This window comes from Streptomyces sp. SCPE 10, assembly GCF_051980735.1.
Taxonomy (GTDB): domain Bacteria; phylum Actinomycetota; class Actinomycetes; order Streptomycetales; family Streptomycetaceae; genus Streptomyces; species Streptomyces misionensis.
Map to the genome: position 1 here is coordinate 5,874,200 of NZ_CP197069.1, position 23,345 is coordinate 5,897,544.

At 73.2% G+C, this 23,345-nt stretch carries 17 protein-coding genes; 11 read left to right on the forward strand and 6 right to left on the reverse strand.

Annotated elements, in window-relative coordinates:
- Positions 1-4: 4 nt before the first annotated feature.
- The 3 genes from scpA to ACSP97_RS27035 form a co-directional block, all read right to left on the reverse strand.
- A complete protein-coding gene (scpA, locus tag ACSP97_RS27025; protein ID WP_355148612.1) occupies positions 5-2,179 on the reverse strand; it encodes a methylmalonyl-CoA mutase in 2,175 nt (724 codons plus the stop codon).
- On the reverse strand, positions 2,179-3,978 hold the full coding sequence (locus tag ACSP97_RS27030) for a methylmalonyl-CoA mutase family protein (protein WP_358677485.1): 1,800 nt from the start codon (positions 3,976-3,978) through the stop codon (positions 2,179-2,181). Before ACSP97_RS27030 ends, scpA begins: the two co-directional genes overlap by 1 nt.
- Positions 3,979-4,227: 249 nt before the next feature.
- Positions 4,228-5,991: a hypothetical protein gene (locus ACSP97_RS27035; protein WP_382075987.1), complete on the reverse strand. Its 1,764-nt coding sequence runs from the start codon at positions 5,989-5,991 to the stop codon at positions 4,228-4,230.
- A 194-nt stretch (positions 5,992-6,185) separates the two neighbouring features.
- On the opposite strand from ACSP97_RS27035, the gene ACSP97_RS27040 reads away from it, so the two are divergent.
- The 4 genes from ACSP97_RS27040 to ACSP97_RS27055 all read left to right on the forward strand — a co-directional run bounded on the left by ACSP97_RS27040 (position 6,186) and on the right by ACSP97_RS27055 (position 9,065).
- Complete coding sequence (locus tag ACSP97_RS27040) at positions 6,186-6,593, forward strand: cell division protein SepF (RefSeq protein WP_070021935.1); 408 nt, start codon at positions 6,186-6,188, stop codon at positions 6,591-6,593.
- 182 nt (positions 6,594-6,775) lie between these two features.
- Positions 6,776-7,978: an ATP-binding protein gene (locus ACSP97_RS27045; RefSeq protein ID WP_355523958.1), complete on the forward strand. Its 1,203-nt coding sequence runs from the start codon at positions 6,776-6,778 to the stop codon at positions 7,976-7,978.
- Positions 7,975-8,352, forward strand: a complete 378-nt coding sequence (locus ACSP97_RS27050) for a nucleotide pyrophosphohydrolase (RefSeq protein WP_440554653.1) — start codon at positions 7,975-7,977, stop codon at positions 8,350-8,352. The genes ACSP97_RS27045 and ACSP97_RS27050 overlap by 4 nt, the downstream gene beginning before the upstream one ends.
- A gap of 212 nt (positions 8,353-8,564) precedes the next feature.
- Positions 8,565-9,065 (forward strand): DUF6099 family protein, encoded by a 501-nt coding sequence (locus ACSP97_RS27055; protein ID WP_355148604.1) that lies wholly within the window; start codon positions 8,565-8,567, stop codon positions 9,063-9,065.
- Positions 9,066-9,229: 164 nt separating this feature from the next.
- On the opposite strand, the gene ACSP97_RS27060 is transcribed toward ACSP97_RS27055, so the two are convergent.
- A complete protein-coding gene (locus tag ACSP97_RS27060) occupies positions 9,230-10,153 on the reverse strand; it encodes an LLM class F420-dependent oxidoreductase (RefSeq protein ID WP_355523952.1) in 924 nt (307 codons plus the stop codon).
- 103 nt (positions 10,154-10,256) lie between these two features.
- On the opposite strand from ACSP97_RS27060, the gene ACSP97_RS27065 reads away from it, so the two are divergent.
- From ACSP97_RS27065 to ACSP97_RS27085, 5 genes are all read left to right on the forward strand, one after another.
- Positions 10,257-11,720, forward strand: a complete 1,464-nt coding sequence (locus ACSP97_RS27065) for a 3' terminal RNA ribose 2'-O-methyltransferase Hen1 (RefSeq protein ID WP_355148600.1) — start codon at positions 10,257-10,259, stop codon at positions 11,718-11,720.
- Positions 11,717-14,257 carry a polynucleotide kinase-phosphatase gene (locus ACSP97_RS27070; RefSeq protein ID WP_440554656.1) on the forward strand — a complete coding sequence of 847 codons (2,541 nt, stop codon included), beginning with the start codon at positions 11,717-11,719 and terminating at the stop codon, positions 14,255-14,257. The genes ACSP97_RS27065 and ACSP97_RS27070 overlap by 4 nt, the downstream gene beginning before the upstream one ends.
- 404 nt (positions 14,258-14,661) lie before the next feature.
- Positions 14,662-15,885, forward strand: a complete 1,224-nt coding sequence (locus ACSP97_RS27075) for an arginine deiminase (RefSeq protein ID WP_355148594.1) — start codon at positions 14,662-14,664, stop codon at positions 15,883-15,885.
- A gap of 131 nt (positions 15,886-16,016) precedes the next feature.
- Positions 16,017-17,027: an ornithine carbamoyltransferase gene (gene argF / locus ACSP97_RS27080; protein ID WP_382012644.1), complete on the forward strand. Its 1,011-nt coding sequence runs from the start codon at positions 16,017-16,019 to the stop codon at positions 17,025-17,027.
- Positions 17,028-17,148: 121 nt separating this feature from the next.
- Positions 17,149-18,594, forward strand: a complete 1,446-nt coding sequence (locus ACSP97_RS27085) for an amino acid permease (protein ID WP_382012643.1) — start codon at positions 17,149-17,151, stop codon at positions 18,592-18,594.
- Here the strand turns inward: ACSP97_RS27085 and ACSP97_RS27090 are convergent.
- The gene (locus ACSP97_RS27090) at positions 18,554-19,006 is read right to left on the reverse strand and encodes an ATP-binding protein (RefSeq protein ID WP_355148588.1); all 453 of its coding nucleotides are present in this window, start codon (positions 19,004-19,006) and stop codon (positions 18,554-18,556) included. The genes ACSP97_RS27085 and ACSP97_RS27090 overlap by 41 nt on opposite strands.
- 293 nt (positions 19,007-19,299) lie before the next feature.
- On the opposite strand from ACSP97_RS27090, the gene ACSP97_RS27095 reads away from it, so the two are divergent.
- Both ACSP97_RS27095 and ACSP97_RS27100 read left to right on the forward strand, forming a co-directional pair.
- Positions 19,300-20,127 (forward strand): enoyl-CoA hydratase family protein, encoded by an 828-nt coding sequence (locus ACSP97_RS27095; RefSeq protein WP_355148586.1) that lies wholly within the window; start codon positions 19,300-19,302, stop codon positions 20,125-20,127.
- A 6-nt stretch (positions 20,128-20,133) separates the two neighbouring features.
- Positions 20,134-22,428: a bifunctional salicylyl-CoA 5-hydroxylase/oxidoreductase gene (locus ACSP97_RS27100; protein WP_440554659.1), complete on the forward strand. Its 2,295-nt coding sequence runs from the start codon at positions 20,134-20,136 to the stop codon at positions 22,426-22,428.
- 94 nt (positions 22,429-22,522) lie between these two features.
- Here ACSP97_RS27100 and ACSP97_RS27105 read toward each other — a convergent pair whose 3' ends face one another.
- Positions 22,523-23,341, reverse strand: a complete 819-nt coding sequence (locus ACSP97_RS27105) for a PaaX family transcriptional regulator (RefSeq protein WP_440554661.1) — start codon at positions 23,339-23,341, stop codon at positions 22,523-22,525.
- Positions 23,342-23,345: the final 4 nt, after the last annotated feature.

Consider the following 23,345-nt stretch of genomic DNA (forward strand, 5'->3'; position numbering starts at 1 on the left):
GGCCCTACAGCTCGTGGCCGAGGTCGGCCGCGAGGCGCCGCACCAGGTCGTGGGCCGCGTCCGGGATCACCGTCCCGGGCGGGAACACGGCCGTGGCGCCCATCTCCAGCAGCGTCGGCACGTCCTGCGGCGGGATCACCCCGCCCACCACGATCATGATGTCCTCGCGGCCCTCCTCCGCCAGCTTCTCGCGCAGCGCCGGCACGAGGGTGAGGTGACCGGCGGCCAGTGAGGACACGCCGACCACGTGCACATCCGCCTCGACCGCCTGCCGGGCGACCTCGTCCGGGGTCTGGAACAGCGGGCCGACGTCGACGTCGAAGCCCAGGTCGGCGAAGGCGGTCGCGATCACCTTCTGGCCGCGGTCGTGGCCGTCCTGGCCCATCTTGGCGACCAGGATGCGCGGCCGGCGCCCCTCGGCCTCCTCGAAGGCGTCCACCAGGGCCCGGGTGCGGTCCACCGACGGGGACTCGCCTGCTTCGTTGCGGTACACACCGGAGATCGTACGGATCTGGCTCGCGTGCCGGCCGTACACCTTCTCCAGGGCGTCGGAGATCTCCCCGACCGTCGCCTTGGCGCGGGCCGCCCGCACCGCCAGCTCCAGCAGGTTCTCGTTGCCTTCGGCGCCCCGGGTGAGCGCGTCCAGGGCGTCCCGGCAGGCCTGCTCGTCGCGCTCCGCGCGCAGCCTGCGCAGCTTCTCGATCTGCTGGGCGCGCACCGAGGAGTTGTCGACCTTGAGCACCTCGATCTGCTCGTCGCTGTCGACCCGGTACTTGTTGACGCCGATCACCGGCTGGCGCCCGGAGTCGATGCGGGCCTGGGTGCGGGCCGCCGCCTCCTCCACGCGCAGCTTGGGGATGCCGGCGTCGATGGCCTGCGCCATGCCGCCCGCCCGCTCCACCTCCTGGATGTGCGCCCAGGCCTTGCGCGCGAGGTCGTACGTCAGACGCTCCACGTAGGCGCTGCCGCCCCACGGGTCGATGACCCGGGTGGTGCCCGACTCCTGCTGGATGAGCAGCTGGGTGTTGCGGGCGATGCGCGCCGAGAAGTCGGTGGGCAGGGCGAGCGCCTCGTCCAGGGCGTTGGTGTGCAGCGACTGGGTGTGGCCCTGGGTCGCCGCCATCGCCTCCACACAGGTGCGGGTGACGTTGTTGAACACGTCCTGCGCGGTCAGCGACCAGCCCGAGGTCTGCGAATGGGTGCGCAGGGAAAGGGACTTGGCGTTCTCCGGCTCGAACTGCGAGACCAGCTTGGCCCACAGCAGCCGGGCCGCGCGCAACTTGGCGATCTCCATGAAGAAGTTCATGCCGATCGCCCAGAAGAACGACAGCCGGGGCGCGAACGCGTCCACGTCCAGGCCGGCCGCGCGACCCGCGCGGATGTACTCCACACCGTCCGCGAGGGTGTACGCCAGCTCCAGATCGGCCGTCGCACCCGCCTCCTGGATGTGGTAGCCGGAGATGGAGATGGAGTTGTAGCGCGGCATCCGCCGCGAGGTGTACGCGAAGATGTCGGAGATGATCCGCATCGACGGCTTCGGCGGATAGATGTAGGTGTTGCGGACCATGAACTCCTTGAGGATGTCGTTCTGGATGGTCCCGGCCAGCTTCTCGGGCGGTACGCCCTGCTCCTCGGCGGCCACGATGTACAGCGCCAGCACCGGCAGCACGGCGCCGTTCATCGTCATCGACACCGACATCCGGTCCAGCGGGATGCCGTCGAACAGTTGCCGCATGTCGTAGATCGAGTCGATGGCCACGCCCGCCATGCCGACGTCACCGGTCACCCGGGGGTGGTCGCTGTCGTAGCCGCGGTGCGTGGGCAGGTCGAAGGCGACCGACAGGCCCTTCTGGCCCGCCGCCAGGTTGCGCCGGTAGAAGGCGTTGGACTCCTCGGCGGTGGAGAAGCCCGCGTACTGGCGGATGGTCCAGGGCTGGTTGACGTACATCGTCGGGTACGGGCCGCGCAGATACGGCGCGATGCCCGGGTAGGTGCCCAGGAAGTCCAGGCCCTCCAGGTCACGGCCGGTGTACAGCGGCTTGACCCCGATGCCCTCCGGGGTCTCCCACAGCGGCTCGGCGCCGCCGGTGGCCCGCTTGACGGCCGACTGCCACTCCTCGGCGCTGCCGGCGGCCACCGGGGTCCCCAGCTCGATGCCGGAGAAGTCGGGGATTCCCATCAGGACACTCCCATGCGGTCGAGGGTCGCGGACAGCACATCGACGGCGTCGCAGCCCGCGAAGACGTACGAGTCGACGCCGGCGTACTCGCCCCGGCCCGCCAGGAACACATGCCGGGCGCCGGCCGCGCGCAGCGACTCGGCGGCCTGTTCGGCCTGTTCGGCGTAGAGCGCGTCGCTGGAGCACAGCACGGCCTCGGTGGCACCGCTGTCCGCGAAGCCGCCCTCGGTGACCGGTTCGATGCCGCCCGCCTGGAACAGATTGGCCGCGAAGGCCGCGCGGGCCGTGTGGGCGGCGGCCGGGCCCAGCGTGGCCAGGAAGATCCGCGGGCGGGCGCCGGTGGCGGCCAGGTGCGCGTCGGAGCGGGCGCGCAGCTCCTCGAACGCCTCGTCGCGGCGCACCCGCGGCAGCCCGCCGGACGGCGGCTCGGGCGCGGGCTCGCGCACCACCGGCTTCTCGGCGAGCAGCGGGAACTCGCTGACGCCGGTGATGGGTTCGCGGCGCTTGGCGAGCCGCTTGGAGCGCTCCGCCCAGGTCGTCGCGAGGTCGGTGCGCAGCCGGCCGGAGCGCAGCACGGCCGCCTGCCCGCCGTCGCGCTCGATGGTGCGGAAGAACTCCCAGGCGGCCTGGGCGAGTTCGTCGGTCAGCCGCTCCACGTACCAGGAACCGCCCGCCGGGTCGATGACCCGGGACAGGTGCGACTCCTCGATCAGGATGGTGGAGGTGTTGCGGGCGATCCGGCGGGCGAACGCGTCCGGCAGGCCGAGCGCGTGGTCGAACGGCAGCACGGTCACGGAATCGGCGCCGCCCACCCCGGCGGCGAGCGTCGCGACCGTGGTGCGCAGCATGTTCACCCACGGATCGCGGCGGGACATCATCACCGGCGAGGTCACCACGTGCTGCGTCTGCGCCCCGGGCGCCCCGCAGACCTCGGCGACCCGGGACCACAGCCGGCGCGCCGCGCGCAGCTTGGCGACGGTCAGGAACTGGTCGGCGGTGGCCGCGTAGCGGAACTCCAGCTGTCCGGCGGCCTGTTCGACGCTCAGGCCCGCTTCGGTCAGGGCGCGCAGATAGGCCACGCCGGTGGCGAGCGAGGCACCCAGCTCCTGTGCGGCCGAGCCGCCCGCCTCGTGGTACGGCAGCGCGTCCACCGTCAGCGCGCGCACGCCGGGGCGGGTTTCGGCGCAGCGCGCGGCCAGGGCGGCGTACGGCGCGAAGTCCAGCGCGGTGCCGGTGCGTGCCTCGTACCCGAGCGGGTCGCCGCCCAGGTTGCCGCGGGCGGCCTCCGGGCCGACGCCGCGGTCCGCGTACAGCCGCAGCAGCGTTTCGGCGGCCTCCTCGGTGTCCCGCCCGGCGTCCAGGACGACCGGCGCGAGGTCGAGATAGACGCCCTCCAGGGCCCGGCCCAGCTCGGCGACGGGGATGCCGCCCTCGCCCAGCACCAGCCACAGCGAGGTGCCGCCGTTCTCCAGGTCGGCGAGGACCGCGCCGTCGGCGAGCGTCGTGTGCCGCTGCCGTACGTCCCAGCCGCCGACGACCCCGCCCTCGGGGCGTGAGCCCCGCAGGTACGGGGCGAAGCCCGGCAGTCCGGGGTCGGGCGCGGCGTCGCGCGCGGTGTACAGGGGGCGGGTGCGCAGCCCGTCCTCCAGCGTCGTGGACAGAGCGTCCTCAACTGCCGTGCCCGAGACTTCCTTGCCCGACTTGCGCAGCACACCCTCCACCAGGCGTTGCCACTGCTCGTGTGTCGCGTCAGGGAACTCGGCGGCCAGTGAGAGCCCGTCGTCAGGCAGGACCGTCATGGCTCGGATGCTAGGCCAGTGCGCTCAGAAGAGTGCAGAGCAATCGCTTGTGAGTTTTCTCCCCTTGCGGCTGTGACCTGCACCGCTCCCGACGGCGATCCGCCCGCCACGACAGCGCGCCGCGGCGCGCCGCGGGGCGGACTCCGGTGCGGGAGCGGCGGTGGTGGGTGGCCGCGGTCCGACGCACCGTGGTCCGTGGGCGCTCCGGTGATGCCGGGTGAGGAGGGCGGGGACGGGCCTTCGGCCGGGTCAGTCCCTGATGCCGAGGTCGGAGCGGTGCACGTCGCGGGTGGACAGCGTCTGCGGGGTGCCCGTGAAGGCGCGCAGGCGCAGATGGGTGCTCGTCTTCGCCGGGACGGTGAAGTGGCCGGACGGGGCGCGCAGGTCGATGGTCGTTGTGGTGTGCGCGGGGATCGTGGCCGGGCCGTGCGTGCGCGACCAGTAGCGGTTCATCCCCTGGCCCGTGGTCAGCATGTAGTACGGGGTGAGCGGGGTGTCGCCGGTGTTGGCGACCTTCAGGGTCAGCCCGGTCACCGTGCGCCCCGAGCGGTGCCGGACCGAGGCGATGTCCATCCGCAGCGGCGCGCGCCCCGTGGCCGCGAGGACCGCGCTCACCAGCGCGGGCGCCAGCAGCACCACGACGGCCGCGGCCAGCGCGGGCCTGCGGCGCGGGCCGGCCGGCAGCCACGACCGGGGCTGCCAGGCGTTGCCGAACTCCGACAGCGGCACGGTGATCGCCGCCGCCAGCCACAGCGGGGTCATCATCAGGTAGTAGCCGTCCTGCGAGCGCGTCGCCAGATAGAACGCGCACCACGGCAGCACGGTCGCGGCCGGGCCGAGCCGCCGTACGAACAGCACGAACAGGGCCAGCAGGGCGGCGGCGAGCAGCATGCTGGCGTGGCTGTACCAGTCGAGCCGGTCGCTGCCGTGGGTGAAGTACAGCGAGACGTCCACCAGGCCCTGGCCGTGCAGCACCGCGCCCTGGGTCAGCGGCAGCGCGATGCCCCGCAGCCACGGGCCGGGCTCGGTCACGATCAGATACGCGTTGACCAGGAGGAAGGTCAGCACCGCGATCCCGGCGATCCGCAGCACCACCCGCGCGGCCGCCCGCCCGCCCAGCTCGCCGCGGCGCACCGCGTAGATCCCGGCGAGCAGGAACGGTGTCACGAACCAGGGCAGTTGCTGGGCCGCGCACGCCGCGCCGAGGCACGCGGCCCGCGCGACACCGGCCGCGCCGAGCCGGCCGCCCGCGCCCAGCCGGGGCCAGCGGACCACCACCGGCACCAGCAGGGCGAGCGCGACGATCGCCGGGTAGCCCTGACGGGCGTACATCGGCAGGAAGCCGAAGCCCAGGCACACCATGGTGGCCGCCGAGCGCCACGGCGCCGGCAGCATCCGCCACAGCAGCACCGCGCCCACGACCAGCGCCGCCGTGGCCGCCGCCGTCGCCGGGGCGCCGTGGTGGCCCAGCCACAGGAACGGCACGGTGAGCAGCGGCGCCAGCGGGGGGTAGCCGTACGTGTAGTCGTACCCGCCGCTCGTCGTCGCCGTCAGCGCCACGCCCTTGATGTGGAACAGCCACGGCCAGGGGTGGTCGTACAGCGTGTGCCCGCCGGCCAGTTCCTTGGCGGCCTGTGTGGTGAGGACCGCCTCGTCGCCGCCCGCGTGGTTCAGCGCCCACGCGCACAGCGTGAGGACGATCGCCGTGACCAGCACCACGAGGTCCAGCCGGGCCAGCGAGCGCGCCCGGCGGACCGTCAGCGTCAGCACGCCGGTCGCCAGGATCGCGGCGTAGCAGACGGAGATGACCCCGGCGAGGACGAGACGGTGCGTGGCCGCCTGGGTCCAGACCGAGCGGGTGCCGATGAAGAGGCTCACGTCGGCGAGGAGGGTGAGCACGCGGTGCCACTGCGCGGGGGCCCCGGGGACCTCCGCGCGCGGTCCCGGGACGGCGGACACCGCCGACTGCGTCCGCCGGCCGGGCGTCACCTGCTGTGTTTCTGCCAAGTGCACGGGATCGGACGCTATCGGCGACGCGTGAACGGCTCGCGGCGCGAGGTGAAGAGTCCGGTATGAGGGCGGTAAGAAGCGGGCGTATTCGTACATGTGCCCCAGGGTGGGGCGGGTTCGGCGTCATCGGGTCGATGCCACCCGTGTCGTTGTTGGGCCGAACGGGTGACTTGGCGTAAGAATTGGCTGGTGCAGGCATGGAATGCGAGTCAGGTCGGGGGGAGCCGGTGAGCCGTTACGACGTCACCGATGAACAGTGGGAAGGGCTCGCCCAGGTCGTGCCGTTGCGGGGCCGGGACGCCTGGCCGTCGGCGGTGAACCACCGCTCGCTGCCCGACGACGAGACCGAGACCCGGCGCCGCTTCGTGGTCCTGCGCGTGAACGTCTTCGCGGACGCCCGCGAGGTGGCCGAGACCGTGATGGCCGGCGCGCCGGTCCTGCTGGACCTCTCCGGCGCGGAGGGCGACGTCGCCAAACGCGTCCTCGACTTCAGCACGGGTGTCGTCTTCGGCCTGGGCAGCGGAATGCACCGGGTCGACCGGAACGTGTTCCTCCTCACCCCGCCCGGCACGGAGGTCAGTGGACTGATGGAGGGCGCGGGCTGACGAGGTCCGCGGTGGCCTTGGGCGAGTGGGGCGCGCGGCGCCCGGGCCCGGCGCGCCACGCCGGATTCCGTCATCCGGTCCGGTGACGCGCGGGTCATCACCGGGGCCGTGCGCCCCCCGATCGTGGGAACGCTGCCCGGGGAAACGGTTCGGTCCCCCGGACGGGGCCCTAACGTTCGGGCATGTCCGTGCCCTCCCTGTCCTCCGTCTCCTCCGTGCCCGTCGCCGGGACGGCGGTGGGCGACGCGTTCGCCGGGGCCGCCGGTCCGCCCGACGCGCGGCCGCGGCTCGCCGAGTTACGGCTGTCGGCCTTCGCGGGACACCGGCGGGCCGGGTACCGGCTGGGGCCGGTCACCGTGTTCGCGGGGCCCAGCGGCGCGGGCAAGACGACCGCGCTCGCCGCGTACGAGGGGCTGGCCCGGCTCGGCGGGGGCGCCTCGCTCGTGGAGGCGTTCCCGGACCCGGCCGCCTGCGTGCCCGACCGGGCCCGGCCCGACGCCGAGGGCCGCAGGGGCTTCCGGATCGGCTGTACGGCCGACGGCGCCGAGGGCCCGGTCCGGCTCGACATCGCCGTCCAGGCCGAGCCGCACCCGCGGATCGTGGGCGAACGGCTCACCGCGGCCGGCGTCGTGCTCCTGGAGACCGCCCTGCGCGACCCCGGGCGGCGCACCGTGCAGGCCGCCTGGCACACCGCGGGCGCCGCGCCGGTGACCCGCGCGCCGTTCCCCGACGACCGCCTCGGCACCGCCCTGCTGCCGCTGCGGGTGGCCGGCAAGACGGACGGGCAGCGCCGGGTGCTGGCCGCGGCCGAGCAGATGGTCGTCGCGCTGCGCTCGGTCTTCGCCTGCGACCCCCGCCCCGACTGCATGCGCACCCCCGTGCCCATCGGCTCCGGCCGGCTGACGCGCGGCTGCGACAACCTCGCCGAGGTGCTGTGGCGCACCCGCGCCGAGTGCGCCCGCCGGCACGCCCGGCTGGTCGAGGCGCTGGACACGGGCTGTGCCGGGCCGGTGGCCGACCTGATCGCCGAACCGCTCTTCGACGGCACGGTACGGGCCCTGCTCGACCGCGGCGACGGGCACCGCACCGACCTGGCCCGGCTCGGCGAGGGCGAACTGCGCTACCTGGCGCTGGCGTTGGTGCTGCTCACCGGTCCCGGGGTGCTGGACATCGACCCGCCGGGCGAGGTGCCCGACGCGCTGCGCTCCCTCACCGTCCTCGCCGACGGCTTCGACCGCTGCCTCGACCCGGCCCAGCGCCGCGCCCTGCTGCGGCTGGCGGTCCGGATGGGCGAGCGCGGGCACATCCGCTGTGTGGCCGCGGTCAACGACGCCTCCTGGGCCGCCGGGACCGAGGGCGTCACGGTGGTACACCTGAACCCGTGACGGAACACCCCGACCTGCCCCGACTCCAGCGCCGACTGGCCGAGTTCGCCGCCGCCCGCGACTGGGGGCCGTACCACACGCCCAAGAACCTCGTCGCCGCGCTCAGCGTGGAGGCCTCCGAACTGGTCGAGATCTTCCAGTGGTTGACCCCGGAGGAGTCCGTCCGGGTGATGGCCGACCCCGGCACCGCGCACCGCGTCCGCGACGAGGTCGCCGACGTGCTCGCCTATCTCCTCCAGTTCTGCGAGGTCCTGGACATCGACCCGCTGACCGCCCTGGCGGAGAAGATCGACCGCAACGAACGGCGCTTCCCGCTGCCGGGAGCGGGGGAGGGGGCGGGGACGGAGCCGGGGGCGGGGGACGAACCCGGCTGACCGTCGCACGATCGGACGTCGCGCACCCGCCAACAACCGGATACCCCGCTTCCGTTATTACTCTTCGCAGTCGAAGTACTCGCCGAATCCGAATTGTTGTCCCGAGATTTCGGGCTTCCTCTAGCTTTTCGCCCCAACGGCCTTCACTCTGGGTAGTGGACAAGAGAGCCAGTGAACATGCGAGCGAGTGAGTGAAGGGACGGGGGCGACGGATGGACGCGGTACGGCTCATCCTCACCAGCAGGCGGGCCCTGGCGGGCGGGACGGACACGCCCGGACTGCTGGCGGAGGTGTGGCAGGCGCAGGCACTCGCGCAGGCGATCGGCAGCAGGCTCGCGGTCTCCGGGCCGCCGGAGCTGCGCGGCGAGGCGCTCGGTCTGACCGAGCTGGCGGGCCGGGGCTGCGGGGTCCTCGATCCGCCCGAACTGGACCCCGGCGACCTGCGCGCGGCCCAGCTCACCCGGCTGGACGACGCCCGCGAGACCCTGCTCTGCCTCGGCGGCCTGCTCGGCGAGGTCGGCATGGCGCTGGTCGGCGTGGCCAGCACCGCGGCGGACGAGACGACGTACTGGCAGTGCATGGAGGCGATCGACGCGGCCGACGAGTCAGGCGACCGCGTCCGCGAGATGCTGCGCAAACTCGCGGCGCGCGAAGAGGTGTTATCGGCGAACGACAACCAGGGCAGCCCCTTCGGCGGCGCACCGTGCGCGTGACCCGCGGCGAAGGCCGCGCCGAGCTGGAACGGCCCTGACACTCTCGCGCGGCGCGCCGGCAAGGTCTGTCACCGGCACCGCCGGGCGACCGCCGGCCGGGCGGTTCTCCGCGTCGAGGTGCCCCGCCGGGCCGGTGGCCGCGCCGGCCCGGCCGGGTGCGGTCGTCAGGCGACCTGCGGCATGACCTCGGCGGCGATCAGTTCCAGGTGGTCCAGGTCGTCCAGGTCCAGCATCTGGAAGTAGACACGGGTCGAGCCGACCGCGGCGTAGCGGCCCAGCTTCTCCACGACCTCCGCGGGGGAGCCCGCGAGACCGTTGGCCTTCAGCTCGTCCACCTCGCGACCGATGGCGTCCGCGCGCCGCTTGACCTCGGCGTCGTTCCTGCCGACGCAGGCGACCAGCGCGTTGGAGTAGACGAGGTCGTCGCCCTTGCGCCCGTGCTCCTCGGCCGCGGCCCGGACCCGGCCGAACTGGCGCTCACTGTCCTCGACGGAGGCGAACGGGATGTTGAACTCGTCGGCGTACCGCGCCGCCAGCGCCGGCGTCCGCCTGGCGCCGTGCCCGCCGATGAGGACCGGCACCTTGGCCTGCGCGGGCTTCGGCAGCGCCGGGGAGTCCTGCAACCGGTAGAACGTGCCGTCGTAGTCGAACCGCTCGCCGACCGGCGTCTCCCACAGCCCCGTGACGATGGCGAGTTGCTCCTCCAGACGCCCGAACTTCTCCTTCGGGAAGGGGATGCCGTACGCCTTGTGCTCGTCCTCGTACCAGCCCGAGCCGAGCCCCAGCTCCACCCGCCCGCCGGACATCTGGTCGACCTGCGCCACCTGGATGGCCAGGACGCCGGGCAGCCGGAAGGTGCCCGCCGTCATCAGCGTGCCGAGCCGGATGCGGCTGGTCTCCCGGGCGATGCCGGCGAGAGTGATCCAGGCGTCGGTGGGACCGGGCAGACCGTCCACGTTGCCCATGTGGAGGTAGTGGTCCGAGCGGAAGAAAGCGTCGTAGCCCAGCTCCTCCGCGGTCTTGGCGACGCGCAGCAGCGTGTCGTAGGTCGCGCCCTGCTGGGGTTCTGTGAAGACTCGAAGATCCATGTATCCATCATGCATGCCGCCGTGGGCGCGACCGCGCAGGGAGCCGGCGGCGGGACGGAAAACAGGTGGTCACAGGGGAACCCGAGCGGGGAGACTCGGACGCGTGTTCCTGACGATCTCCACCAGCGGCGACGCCGCCCACCCGGCCACCGACCTCGGCTACCTGCTGCACAAGCATCCCGGCAAGGCGCAGAGGTTCTCCACGTCCTACGGCACCGCGCACGTCTTCTACCCCGAGGCGGACGACGCGCGGTGCACGGCCGCCCTGCTGCTGGAGACCGATCCGGTGGCGCTGGTGCGGCGCGGCAAGGGCAAGGGCCGCGGCGGCGCCCCCGACGCGGCGCTCGCGCAGTACGTGAACGACCGCCCCTACGCCGCCTCCTCCCTCCTCGCCGTCGCCCTGAGCGGCGTCTTCTCCAGCGCCATGCGCGGGGTGTGCGCCGCCCGTCCCGAGCGGGCCGCCGCCCCGCTGCCGCTGCGCATCGAGGTCCCGGCCGTACCCGCCCGCGGCGGCGCCCCCCTCGTGCGAAGGCTCTTCGAGCCGCTCGGCTGGACGGTGGACGCCGAACCGGTGCCGCTGGACCCGGAGTTCCCGCAGTGGGGCGACTCGCGCTACGTCCGCCTGGTCCTGGAGTCGGACGCGCTGACCCTCGCCGAGGCGCTGCGCCACCTGTACGTGCTGCTGCCGGTCCTCGACGACGCCAAGCACTACTGGGTCTCCGCCGACGAGGTCGACAAGCTGCTCCGTGCCGGTGAGGGCTGGCTGCCCGGCCACCCGGAGCAGCAGCTGATCACCAGCCGCTATCTCTCCCGCCGCTGGTCGCTGACCCGGCAGGCGCGCGAGGCGCTGGAGCTGGTGCGGCTCGCCGAGGCCGACGACAGCGAGGTCGAGGAGATCGACAACGCGGTCGGCCAGGAGACCGAGACGGAGGAGAAGCCGACCCCGCTCGCGGTCCAGCGCCGCGAGGCGATCGTCACCGCGCTGCGCGCCCGCGGCGCCGCCCGGGTGCTCGACCTCGGCTGCGGACAGGGCCAGTTGGTGCAGGAGTTGCTGAAGGACGTCCGGTTCACCGAGATCGTCGGCGTCGACGTGTCCGTACGGGCGCTCACCATCGCCTCCCGGCGGCTGAGGCTCGACCGCATGGGCGAGCGGCAGGCGTCCCGCGTCCGGCTGGTGCAGGGCTCCCTCGCCTACACCGACAAGCGGCTCAAGGGCTATGACGCGGCCGTGCTCAGCGAGGTGATCGAACACCTCGACCTGCCCCGGCTGCCCGCCCTGGAGTACGCGGTGTTCGGGCACGCCCGCCCGCGCACCGTCGTCGTCACCACCCCGAACGTCGAGTACAACGTCCGCTGGGAGACCCTGCCCGCCGGACACGTCCGGCACGGCGACCACCGCTTCGAGTGGACCCGTGCCGAGTTCCGCTCCTGGGCCGCCGCGGTCGCCGAACGGCACGGCTACGAGGTCGAGTTCCGGCCCGTCGGCCCCGACGACCCCGAGGTGGGACCGCCCACCCAGCTGGCCCTGTTCACCCTCACGACCGAGAAGGAGGCGAAGGCGGCATGACCGAGACACGGACCGGACGGGTCCTCCCCGTCACCGACCTCTCCCTCGTGGTCCTCGTCGGCGCCTCCGGCTCCGGCAAGTCCACCTTCGCCCGCAGGCACTTCAAGCCCACCGAGGTGATCTCCTCCGACTTCTGCCGCGGCCTGGTCGCCGACGACGAGAACGACCAGAGCGCCAGCCGCGACGCCTTCGACGTCCTGCACTACATAGCCGGCAAGCGGCTCGCCGCGGGCCGCCGCACCGTCGTGGACGCCACCAGCGTGCAGCAGGACAGCCGGCGCCAGTTGATCGAACTGGCGCGGAAGCACGACGTGCTGCCCATCGCCATCGTGCTCGACATGCCCGAGGAGGTGTGCGCCGAACGCAACGCGGCCCGCACCGACCGCGCCGACATGCCGCGCCGGGTCATCCAGCGGCACATCCGCGAACTGCGGCGCTCGCTGCGGCACCTGGAGCGCGAGGGCTTCCGCAAGGTGCACGTCCTGCGCGGCGTCGAGGAGGCCGAGGCCGCCACCGTCGTCACCGAGCGGCGTTTCAACCACCTCGCCCACCTCACCGGCCCCTTCGACATCATCGGCGACGTGCACGGCTGCTCCGCCGAACTGGAGTCGCTGCTGTCCAAGCTGGGCTACGACGACGGCGTGCACCCCGAGGGCCGCACCGCCGTGTTCGTCGGCGACCTGGTCGACCGCGGCCCGGACAGCCCCGGTGTGCTGCGCCGGGTGATGGACATGGTGGAGGCGGGCCACGCGCTGTGCGTGCCGGGCAACCACGAGAACAAGTACGGCCGTCACCTCAAGGGCCGCAACGTCCAGCACACCCACGGCCTCGCCGAGACCATCGCCCAGATGGACGGCGAGAGCGAGGAGTTCCGGGCCCGGGTGCGCACGTTCATCGACGGACTGGTCAGCCACTACGTCCTCGACGGCGGCAAGCTGGTCGTCTGCCATGCCGGCCTGCCCGAGAAGTACCACGGCCGCACCTCCGGACGCGTCCGCTCGCACGCGCTGTACGGCGACACCACCGGGGAGACCGACGAGTTCGGCCTGCCCGTGCGCTACCCGTGGGCCGAGGACTACCGGGGCCGGGCGGCGGTCGTCTACGGCCACACGCCGGTGCCGGAGGCCACCTGGCTCAACAACACCATCTGCCTGGACACCGGTGCCGTCTTCGGCGGCCGGCTGACCGCGCTGCGCTGGCCGGAGCGCGAGCTGGTCGACGTGCCGGCCGAGCGCGTCTGGTACGAGCCGGCCCGCCCGCTGCGCACCGAGGCGCCGGGCGGACGCGACGGCCGGCCGCTGGACCTGGCCGACGTCTCCGGGCGCCGGGCGGTGGAGACCCGGCACGCCGGGAGGGTGGCGGTGCGCGAGGAGAACGCGGCGGCGGCCCTGGAGGTCATGAGCCGCTTCGCGCTCGACCCGCGCCTGGTGCCGTATCTGCCACCGACCATGGCGCCGACGGCCACCTCCGAGGTGGACGGCTACCTGGAGCACCCGCGGGAGGCGTTCGCGAGTTACGCGGCCGACGGGGTGGCGCGCGTGGTGTGCGAGGAGAAGCACATGGGCTCGCGGGCCGTGGTCCTGGTGTGCCGGGACGCGGCGGCGGCCACCGGGCGGTTCGGCGTGGAGGGCCCCACGGGCGCGCTGTACACCCGTACCGGGCGGCCCTTCTTCGACGACGAGGAGATGACCGAGTCGGTCCTGGACCGGCTGCGCGCGGCGATCACCGAGGCCGGCCTGTGGGCCGAACTGGACACGGACTGGCTGCTGCTGGACACCGAGCTGATGCCCTGGTCGCTGAAGGCCCAGGGCCTGCTGCGCAGCCAGTACGCGGCGGTCGGCGCCGCGTCCGGCGCGGTGTTCCCGGGCGCGCTGGCCGCGCTGGAGGCGGCCGCGGCCCGGGGCGCCGACGTGGGCGCCCTGCTCGACCGGCAGCGCGAACGCGCCGCCGACGCCGCCGCGTTCACGGCCGCGTACCGGCGCTACTGCTGGACCACCGAGGGCCTGGACGGCGTCCGCCTGGCGCCCTTCCAGATCCTCGCCACCGAGGGCCGCAGCCTCGCCGCGCTCCCGCACGACGAGCAACTGGCGCTGCTGGACCGCCTGGTGGAACACGACGCCTCCGGCCTGCTGGGGACCACCCGCCGGCTGTACGTCGACACGGGCGACCCCGAGTCGGTGCGGGCCGGTGTCGACTGGTGGCTGGAGATGACCGGCCGGGGCGGCGAGGGCATGGTCGTCAAGCCGCTCGGCGCCCTGGTCCGCCGCCCGGACGGCCGTCTGGTCCAGCCCGGCGTCAAGTGCCGGGGCCGCGAGTACCTGCGCATCATCTACGGCCCCGAGTACACCCGCCCCGACAACCTCGCCCTGCTGCGCCGCCGGTTCCTCAACCACAAGCGCTCCCTCGCCCTGCGCGAGTACGCCCTCGGCCTGGAGGCCCTCGACCGCCTGTCCGCGGGTGAGCCGCTGTGGCGGGTGCACGAGGCGGTGTTCGGCGTGCTGGCACTGGAGTCGGAGCCGGTGGACCCGCGGCTGTAGGCCGGCGGCCGGGGGCGGGACCCGTCGTTTCCCGCGGTGCTTCACGGCCGCGGGAAGCGGGCCCTCATCGCGGTGATGCGGGCGTCCCGGGATGTCGCCCGCCGAAGCCGACGACGTAGGCGTCGTCGGCCCTGGTCGTCGGGTGGCCGCCGTCGATCTCTCGGAAGCGCTCGGCGAGTCGTCGGCTCAGAGAGGTCCGCGGCATGGGCGGCGGACCTTCGGGATCGTCGACGGGGCAAGGGCGCAGCCCCGGAGTGCGGACGCTTAGGCGCCCGCCGAACCGTGCCGCCGCACCCGATTGCCGTCAGTGTGACGAGAACCGGCGGGGGCGGGAGTCGCAACGAGAGCGCCGCAAAATGGTCGAGGGGCGGGTGAATCCGGTCCTCGGTGGTCAGGATGGGGGCATGGGATTCCATGTCGACTCCGAGGCCGGGCGGCTGCGCCGCGTCATCCTGCACCGGCCGGACCTCGAGCTCAAAAGGCTCACCCCCAGCAACAAGGACGCCCTCCTCTTCGACGACGTGCTCTGGGTGCGCCGGGCGCGCGCCGAGCACGACGGGTTCGCCGATGTGCTGCGCGATCGCGGCGTCGCCGTCCACCTCTTCGGCGACCTGCTGGTCGAGACCCTGGAGGTCCCCGAGGCCCGCGCCCTGGTCCTGGACCGGGTCTTCGACGAGCGCGAGTACGGCCCCCTCGCCACCGCGCATCTGCGCGCCGCCTTCGAGAACCTGCCCGCGCGGGACCTGGCCGAGGCGCTGGTCGGCGGCATGACCAAGCGGGAGTTCCTGGAAGCGCACGCGGAGCCGACCTCCGTGCGCTTCCATGTGATGGAGCTGGACGACTTCCTGCTCGGCCCGCTCCCCAACCACCTCTTCACCCGCGACACCTCCGCCTGGATCTACGACGGGGTCGCCATCAACGCCATGCGGCTGCCCGCCCGGCAGCGCGAGACCGTGCACTTCGAGGCGATCTACCGGCACCACCCGCTCTTCGCCGAAGAGCGGTTCCACGTCTGGTCCCAGGGGCAGGCCGACCACCCCTCGACCATCGAGGGCGGCGACGTGCTGGTGATCGGCAACGGCGCGGTCCTCGTCGGAATGAGCGAGCGCACCACCCCGCAGGCCGTGGAGATGCTCGCGCACAAGCTGTTCGCGGCCGGCTCCGCGCGCACCATCGTGGCGCTCGACATGCCCAAGCGGCGCGCCTTCATGCACCTGGACACGGTGATGACGATGGTCGACGGCGACACCTTCACCCAGTACGCGGGGCTCGGCATGCTGCGCTCGTACACCATCGAACCGGGCGTGGGCGAGAAGGAGCTGAAGGTCACCGACCATCCGCCGGAGCACATGCACCGGGCCATCGCCGCCGCCCTCGGGCTCGGCGAGATCCGGGTGCTCACCGCCACCCAGGACGTGCACGCGGCCGAGCGCGAGCAGTGGGACGACGGCTGCAACGTGCTCGCCGTCGAGCCCGGGGTCGTCGTCGCCTACGAGCGGAACTCCACCACCAACACCCATCTGCGCAAGCAGGGCATCGAGGTCATCGAGATCCCCGGCAGCGAGCTGGGGCGGGGCCGGGGCGGCCCCCGGTGCATGAGCTGCCCGGTGGTGCGGGACGCGGTGTGAGCGCGGGGGCGGCGCCCGGACGACCGGGCGCCGGTGTGAGGATGTGCACCTCACCCCCCAGGGCTGCATAAATTTGCCGAAGGTCGTATAGAATTCCATCGTCCTTACCGTCGTACCCCTGGAGCGCCCCCATGGCGACAGTCCCGACCGCCCTCGCCGGCCGCCACTTCCTCAAGGAGCTGGACTTCACCGAGGCGGAGTTCCGCGGTCTGATCGAGCTGGCCGCGGAGCTGAAGGCCGCCAAGCGGGCCGGGACCGAGACCCCGTACCTGCGGGGCCGCAACATCGCGCTGATCTTCGAGAAGACCTCGACGCGCACCCGCTGCGCGTTCGAGGTCGCCGCCGCCGACCAGGGCGCCCACACCACCTACCTCGACCCGATCGGCTCGCAGATCGGGCACAAGGAGTCCGTCAAGGACACCGCCCGCGTCCTCGGCCGGATGTACGACGGCATCGAGTACCGGGGCGACAGCCAGGCCAAGGTCGAGGAGCTGGCCGCCGAGGCCGGCGTGCCCGTCTACAACGGCCTCACCGACGACTGGCATCCCACCCAGATGCTCGCCGACGTGCTCACCATGACCGAGCACAGCGCCAAGCCGCTCACGGAGACCGCCTTCGCCTACCTCGGCGACGCCCGCTTCAACATGGGCAACTCCTACCTGGTCACCGGTGCCCTGCTCGGCATGGACGTCCGGATCGTCGCCCCCGAGCAGTACTGGCCGGATGCCGCGATCGTGGCCCGCGCCCGCGAACTGGCCGAGCGCAGCGGCGCCGCGATCACCCTGACCGAGGACGTGGCCGAGGGGGTGCACGGGGCCGACTTCGTCGCCACCGACGTATGGGTCTCCATGGGCGAGCCCAAGGAGGTCTGGGCCGAGCGGATCAAGGCCCTCGCGCCGTACGCAGTGACGATGGACGTACTGCGCGCCACCGGCAACCCGGACGTCAAGTTCCTGCACTGCCTGCCGGCCTTCCACGACCTCGGCACCAAGGTCGGCCGGGAGATCCACGAGACCTACGGCCTGACCTCCCTGGAGGTCACCGACGAGGTCTTCGAGTCGGCGCACTCCGTCGTCTTCGACGAGGCAGAGAACCGGCTGCACACCATCAAGGCCGTGCTGGTCGCCACACTCGGCCGGTAGTCCTGGTCACCGTCCGCGACCGGCGATTATCCTGATCGGCGGGCCGGAGCCACCCCTTCCGGTACCGCCGCCGCGACCGTCATCCCGTCGCCCGCACCACCAGAAACGAGCACCACCCGCAATGCCCGCTCCCCGCATCAAGTCCCCCCACCTGCTCGTCGCCGAATCCGGCGCGGACCGCGAGGGGCACGGCCTGAAGCGCACGATGGGGCTCTTCCAGCTCATCTGCTTCGGCGTCGGCGCCATCGTCGGCACCGGCATCTTCGTCGGCCTCTCCGACTCCGTCGCCCAGGCCGGCCCGGCCGTCGTCGTCTCCTTCGTCCTCGCCGCCGTCACCTGCGTCTTCACCGCCTTCTCCTTCGCGGAGCTGGGCGGCGCGATCCCGGTCTCCGGCTCCTCGTACTCCTTCGCCTACGCCGGCCTCGGCGAGTCCACCGCCTTCCTGGTCGGCTGGTGCCTGCTGCTGGAGTACGGCATCTCCATCTCGGCCGTCGCCGTCGGCTGGAGCCAGTACGTCAACGAGCTGCTGCACAGCCTCACCGGCTGGCAACTGCCCGCCCTGCTGTCCGCCGGCCCCGGCGACGGAGGGATCGTCAACCTGCCCGCGGTCCTGGTGATCGCCATGGCCTCGGTGCTGCTGGTGCGCGGGGTGCGCGAGAGCGCCCGGGCGACCGCCGCCATGGCCGCCGTGAAGCTGGCGATCCTGCTCGCCTTCTGCGCCATCGGCTACAGCGCCTTCAAGCACGGCAACCTCACCCCGTTCTCCCCGGCCGGCCTCGGCGGCATCGGCGCGGGCACCACCGCCGCGTTCTTCTCGTACATCGGCTTCGACGCGATCACCACCGCCGGCGAGGAGGCCAAGAACCCCCGCCGTGACATCCCCGTGGCGATCATGGTCTGCATGGGCATCGTGACGCTGCTGTACTGCGCGGTCGCGGTCGCCGCGATCGGCGCCATCGGCGGCAAGCAGGTCGCCGGCCGCCCCGCCGCCCTGTCCTACGTCGTCAACGAGGTCACCGGCTCGACCATCGGCGGCGGCGTGATCGCCTTCGGCGCGGTCGTCGCCATCGCCTCCGTGGTGCTCGCCGTGATGTACGGCCAGACGCGCATCCTGATGTCGATGTCCCGGGACGGCCTGATCCCGCGGGTCTTCGAGAAGGTCTCCCCGAAGACCTCCACGCCGGTCGCGGGCACCCTGATCGTCGCGGTCGTCTTCGCGCTCCCGGCGGCCTTCGCGTCCCTGGACTCCGTGATGAACCTGTGCACCATCGGCACGCTGGCGATCATGGCCGTCGTGAACATCGCGGTGATGGCCCTGCGCCGCCGCGAGCCGGGCCTGAGCCGCAGCTTCCGGGTGCCGCTCTACCCCGTGGGCCCGCTGCTCGGCATCGCCTTCTGCCTCTACCTGATGTACGAGACCGGCTGGCACACCTGGGTGCAGTTCGCCGTCTTCCTCGCGGTGGGCCTCGCCGTCTACGCCGCCTACGGGCGCCGGCACTCCACGCTGGCCCGCGACGCCGCGGCCGTCACCGCGGACGCCGCTGAGCGGGAACCACAGGCAGTGTGAACCACACCGCCTTGCCCCTCGGGGTGGGGCGGTGTCCGCACGAGGCGCTCAGCGCGCGGATCAGCAGCAGCCCGCGCCCGCCCTCCTGCCACACGTCGGGCTCCTCCAGGACCGGCCGGGTCAGCTGACCGGGCGGCGCGGGGTCCGGGTCGTGCACCTCGACCTGGCAGCCGGTCGGCGCCACCTCCACCACCAGCTCGATCGGCCCGCGGCCCGCGGTGTGCTCCACCGCGTTGGCCACCAGCTCGGCCGTGAGCAGCTCCGCCGTGTCGCAGTCGGGCGCCTGCTCCACCTCGGAAAGGGCCGTGCGCACCAGTGCGCGGGCCACCGGCACCGCCGCGGCGGTGTGCGGCAGCGCCAGGCGCCAGGAGGCCGATTCGGTGGGGCGTTCGTGCAAGGCGAGTCCGTTCATGGAGCAGGCTGTCCTGCTTTCGACTGTAGGAATGGTACGGGCCCGGCCACCCCAAACGGTCGGCGGGCTTCGCCCGGGGCCCCCGCCCCGGTACCGGACGCCCTACCCGGCCCGGCCCCCCGCCTCGCCCGCCGGGGCGCACTGTTACGGGCCCGCGGCGAAGCGGTGACACTCGGCGCACGGGCACCCTCGCGACCCGGCCTGTCGCGCCCCCGTGACGACAGTCACAAACGAGTGATAACTTCGAGGCACAGCGCAACGTACGGCACCGCCGCCCAAGGAGGCCGCACGTCATGAGTCCCTTCACCGGCTCCGCCGCCCGCACCGCCGACTGGGAGCACCTGCGCCTCCGGATCGCCGACGGGGTCGCCACGGTCACCCTCGCCCGCCCCGACAAGCTCAACGCCCTCACCTTCGGCGCCTACGCCGACCTGCGCGACCTGCTGGCCGAGCTGTCCCGGGAGCGCGCGGTGCGCGCCCTGGTGCTGGCCGGGGAGGGACGCGGCTTCTGCTCCGGCGGCGACGTGGACGAGATCATCGGCGCCACCCTCGCCCTGGACACCGCCCAGCTGCTCGACTTCAACCGGATGACCGGGCAGGTGGTGCGCGCCCTGCGCGAATGCCCGTTCCCGGTGATCGCCGCCGTGCACGGGGTCGCGGCGGGCGCCGGGGCCGTGCTCGCCCTCGCGGCCGACTTCCGGGTCGCGGACCCGAGCGCCCGCTTCGCCTTCCTCTTCACCCGGGTCGGCCTGTCCGGCGGCGACATGGGCGCGGCCTATCTGCTGCCCCGGGTCGTCGGCCTCGGTCACGCCACCCGGCTGCTGATGCTGGGCGAGCCGGTCCGCGCTCCCGAGGCCGAGCGCATCGGCCTGATCAGCGAACTCACCGAGGAGGGCCACGCCGACGAGGCCGCCCAGGCCCTGGCCCGCCGGCTGGCCGCCGGCCCCGCCCTGGCCCACGCCCAGACCAAGGCCCTGCTGACGGCGGAGCTGGACATGCCGCTGGCGGCCGCCGTGGAGCTGGACGCGGCGACCCAGGCGCTGCTGATGAACGGCGAGGACTACCGGGAGTTCCACGCGTCGTTCACACAGAAGCGCCCGCCGAAGTGGCAGGGGCGGTGACCGGTCGTGACGACGTCAGCCGCGTCCGCCGCCGCCCGCGTCGCCGTCATCGGCGGGGGACCCGGCGGCCTGTACGCCGCCGCCCTGCTCAAGCGCCTTGACCCCAGCCGTGAGGTGACCGTCTGGGAGCGCAACGCCCCGGACGAGACCTTCGGCTTCGGGGTCGTCCTGTCCGACGAGACCCTGGGCGGCATCGAAGACGCCGACCCGGTGGTGCACGAGGCCCTGCAGCGGCACTTCGTCCGCTGGGACGACATCGACGTCGTCCACCGGGGCGAGTGCCACACCTCCGGGGGTCACGGCTTCGCGGCCCTCGGCAGACACCGCCTCCTGAGGATCCTGCACGACCGCTGCCGGGACCTCGGCGTGCGGATCGAGTTCCGCACCCCGGCCCCGCCCCCCGACCGGCTCGCCGCCGACCACGACCTGGTCGTCGCCGCCGACGGGGTGCACAGCGCCACCCGCGAGACCTACGCGGACGTCTTCCGCCCCACGATCACCGGCCACCGCTGCCGCTACATCTGGCTCGCCGCCGACTTCGCCTTCGACGCCTTCCGCTTCGAGATCGCCGAGACCGAGCACGGCGTGATGCAGCTGCACGGCTACCCGTTCGCGCCGGACGCCTCGACGGTCATCGTCGAGATGCGCGAGGAGGTCTGGCGGGCGGCGGGCTTCGACGAGACGGACCCGCGCGAATCGACCGACCGCTGCGCCAAGATCTTCGCCCAGGCGCTGCGCGGCCGGCCCCTGCGCTCCAACAACTCGGCGTGGACGACCTTCCGCACGGTGGTCAACGAGCGCTGGTCGCACGGCAACGTCGTGCTGCTCGGCGACGCGGCCCACACCGCCCATTTCTCCATCGGCTCGGGCACCAAGCTGGCCGTGGAGGACGCGCTGGCACTGGCCGCGTGCCTGTCCGAACAGCCCGACGTGCCCGCCGCGCTGTCGGCGTACGAGACCGAGCGCAAACCGGTCGTCGCCTCCACCCAGCGGGCCGCGAAGGCGAGCCTGGAGTGGTTCGAGAACCTGCGCCTCTACCGGGACCAGCCGCCCCGCCAGTTCGCGTTCAACCTGCTCACCCGCAGCCGCCGGGTCACCCACGACAACCTCCGGCTGCGCGACGCCCGCTTCACCGAGTCCGTGGAGCGGGAGTTCGGCTGCCCGCCCGGTACGCCCCCGATGTTCACGCCGTTCCGGCTGCGCGGGCTGACCCTGCGCAACCGGGTGGTGGTGTCCGCGATGGACATGTACTCCGCCACCGACGGCGTGCCCGGCGACTTCCACCTCGTCCACCTCGGCGCCCGCGCGCTCGGCGGGGCGGCGCTGGTCATGACCGAGATGGTGTGCGTGAGCGAGCGGGGCCGCATCACCCCCGGCTGCGCCGGCCTCTACACCGGCCGGCAGACGGAGGCGTGGCGCCGGATCACCGACTTCGTGCACCGGCAGGCACCGGGCACCGCGATCGGCGTCCAGCTCGGCCACTCCGGCCGCAAGGGCTCCACCAGGCTGATGTGGGAGGGCATGGACGACCCGCTGCCCACGGGCAACTGGCCGATCGTCGCACCCTCCCCGTTGCCGTACAAACCCGTCAGCCAGATCCCGCGCGAAGTCACCCGCGCCCAGCTCACCGACATCCGCGAGCAGTTCGCCGCGTCGGCCTGGCGTGCCGCGAGGGCCGGCTTCGACCTGCTCGAACTCCACTGCGCCCACGGCTATCTGCTCTCCGGCTTCCTGTCGCCGCTCACCAACCACCGCACGGACGCCTACGGCGGCTCACCGGAGAAGCGGCTGCGCTTCCCGCTGGAGGTCTTCGACGCCGTCCGCACCGTGTGGCCGGCCGACCGCCCGATGACGGTCCGCATCTCCGCCACCGACTGGGCGGAAGGGGGCACGACGGCCGAGGACGCGGTCGAGATCGCCCGCGCCTTCGCCGACCACGGCGCGGACGCGATCGACGTCTCCACGGGCCAGGTCGTCTCCGACGAACGGCCCGACTTCGGCCGCTCCTACCAGACCCCGTTCGCCGACCGGATCCGCCACGAGGTGGGCGTCCCGGTGATCGCCGTCGGCGCCATCTCCTCCTGGGACGACGTCAACTCGCTGATCCTGGCGGGCCGCGCCGACCTGTGCGCCCTGGGCCGCCCCCACCTCTACGACCCCCACTGGACCCTCCACGCGGCCGCCGAGCAGTCCTACACCGGCCCCGCCGCCCCCTGGCCGCCCCCCTACCGCGCCGGCAGCCGCCGCCCCCGCACGGGCCGCACCGACACGCCGAAACCCAGGCTGTCGCTGGGCGGTTGACCCGCGTGGCGGTCGCCGGTCCCGCGCGCCCGGCTCGCCGCCGCGGACACCGGGCTCCCGGCCGGGACGTGCCCGACGCCGTCGTGGCCCCGCTTCACAGGGCCGGGAGGGCGAACCGCGCGCCCGCGTCCCGGAGGCGGTCGTGCAGGGCCTTGAAGACCTCGGCCGAACGCAGACCCGGCCAGGCCGGGGGCAGGAGGTGGGCGGGCAGGCCGGGGTCGGCGTAGGGGAGGTGGCGCCAGGAGTCGAGGGCGAGCAGGTAGTCGCGGTAGGCGTCCTCGGGCGGGGTGTCCGGGCGGTCCTGCCAGGCGCGCAGCACCGGTGCGTGGGCGTCCAGGAAGCGCTCGTGCTCCCGGGCGATCGCGGGCAGGTCCCACCAGCGCGCCACCGCCTCGGCCGTGGGCGCGAAGCCCAGGTGCGCACCGCGGAAGAAGTCGACGTAGGGGTCCAAGTGGAGGCGGCGCAGGGTGTGTTCGGTCTCCTCGTACAGGCGCGCGGGAGCGATCCACACACCCGGCGCCGCCGTGCCGAAGCCGAGCGCGGACAGGCGGGAGCGCAGGACGTGCCGCTTCTGCCGTTCCGTCTCGGGCACCGAGAACACCGCGAGCACCCAGCCCGCGTCCTCGGGCGGCGCGGAGGCGTAGATGCGGCGGTCGCCGTCCTCCAGTAACTGCCGTGCCTCGGCGGAGAGTTCGTAGCCCGCAGCGCCGGACGGGGTGCGGGCGGGCAGCAGCAGGCCGCGCCGTTTGAGCCGGGACACCGAGGAGCGGACCGAGGGCGCGTCCACGCCGACCGCGGCCAGCAGCCGGATCAGCTCGGCGACGGGCACCGGGCCGGGCACGAACCGGCCGTACGCGCCGTAGAGCGTGACGATGAGGGACCTGGGAGCGCGCTGGTCGGACACGTTGATCATTTTA

Bases quoted from the DNA above. Each gene is read 5' to 3' on its own strand.
- scpA (WP_355148612.1), bottom strand. From the start codon at position 2,179: ATGGGAATCCCCGACTTCTCCGGCATCGAGCTGGGGACCCCGGTGGCC.
- ACSP97_RS27030 (WP_358677485.1), bottom strand. From the start codon at position 3,978: ATGACGGTCCTGCCTGACGACGGGCTCTCACTGGCCGCCGAGTTCCCT.
- ACSP97_RS27040 (WP_070021935.1), top strand. From the start codon at position 6,186: ATGGAATGCGAGTCAGGTCGGGGGGAGCCGGTGAGCCGTTACGACGTC.
- ACSP97_RS27045 (WP_355523958.1), top strand. From the start codon at position 6,776: ATGTCCGTGCCCTCCCTGTCCTCCGTCTCCTCCGTGCCCGTCGCCGGG.
- ACSP97_RS27055 (WP_355148604.1), top strand. From the start codon at position 8,565: ATGGACGCGGTACGGCTCATCCTCACCAGCAGGCGGGCCCTGGCGGGC.
- ACSP97_RS27060 (WP_355523952.1), bottom strand. From the start codon at position 10,153: ATGGATCTTCGAGTCTTCACAGAACCCCAGCAGGGCGCGACCTACGAC.
- ACSP97_RS27070 (WP_440554656.1), top strand. From the start codon at position 11,717: ATGACCGAGACACGGACCGGACGGGTCCTCCCCGTCACCGACCTCTCC.
- ACSP97_RS27075 (WP_355148594.1), top strand. From the start codon at position 14,662: ATGGGATTCCATGTCGACTCCGAGGCCGGGCGGCTGCGCCGCGTCATC.
- argF (WP_382012644.1), top strand. From the start codon at position 16,017: ATGGCGACAGTCCCGACCGCCCTCGCCGGCCGCCACTTCCTCAAGGAG.
- ACSP97_RS27085 (WP_382012643.1), top strand. From the start codon at position 17,149: ATGCCCGCTCCCCGCATCAAGTCCCCCCACCTGCTCGTCGCCGAATCC.
- ACSP97_RS27090 (WP_355148588.1), bottom strand. From the start codon at position 19,006: ATGAACGGACTCGCCTTGCACGAACGCCCCACCGAATCGGCCTCCTGG.
- ACSP97_RS27095 (WP_355148586.1), top strand. From the start codon at position 19,300: ATGAGTCCCTTCACCGGCTCCGCCGCCCGCACCGCCGACTGGGAGCAC.
- ACSP97_RS27105 (WP_440554661.1), bottom strand. From the start codon at position 23,341: ATGATCAACGTGTCCGACCAGCGCGCTCCCAGGTCCCTCATCGTCACG.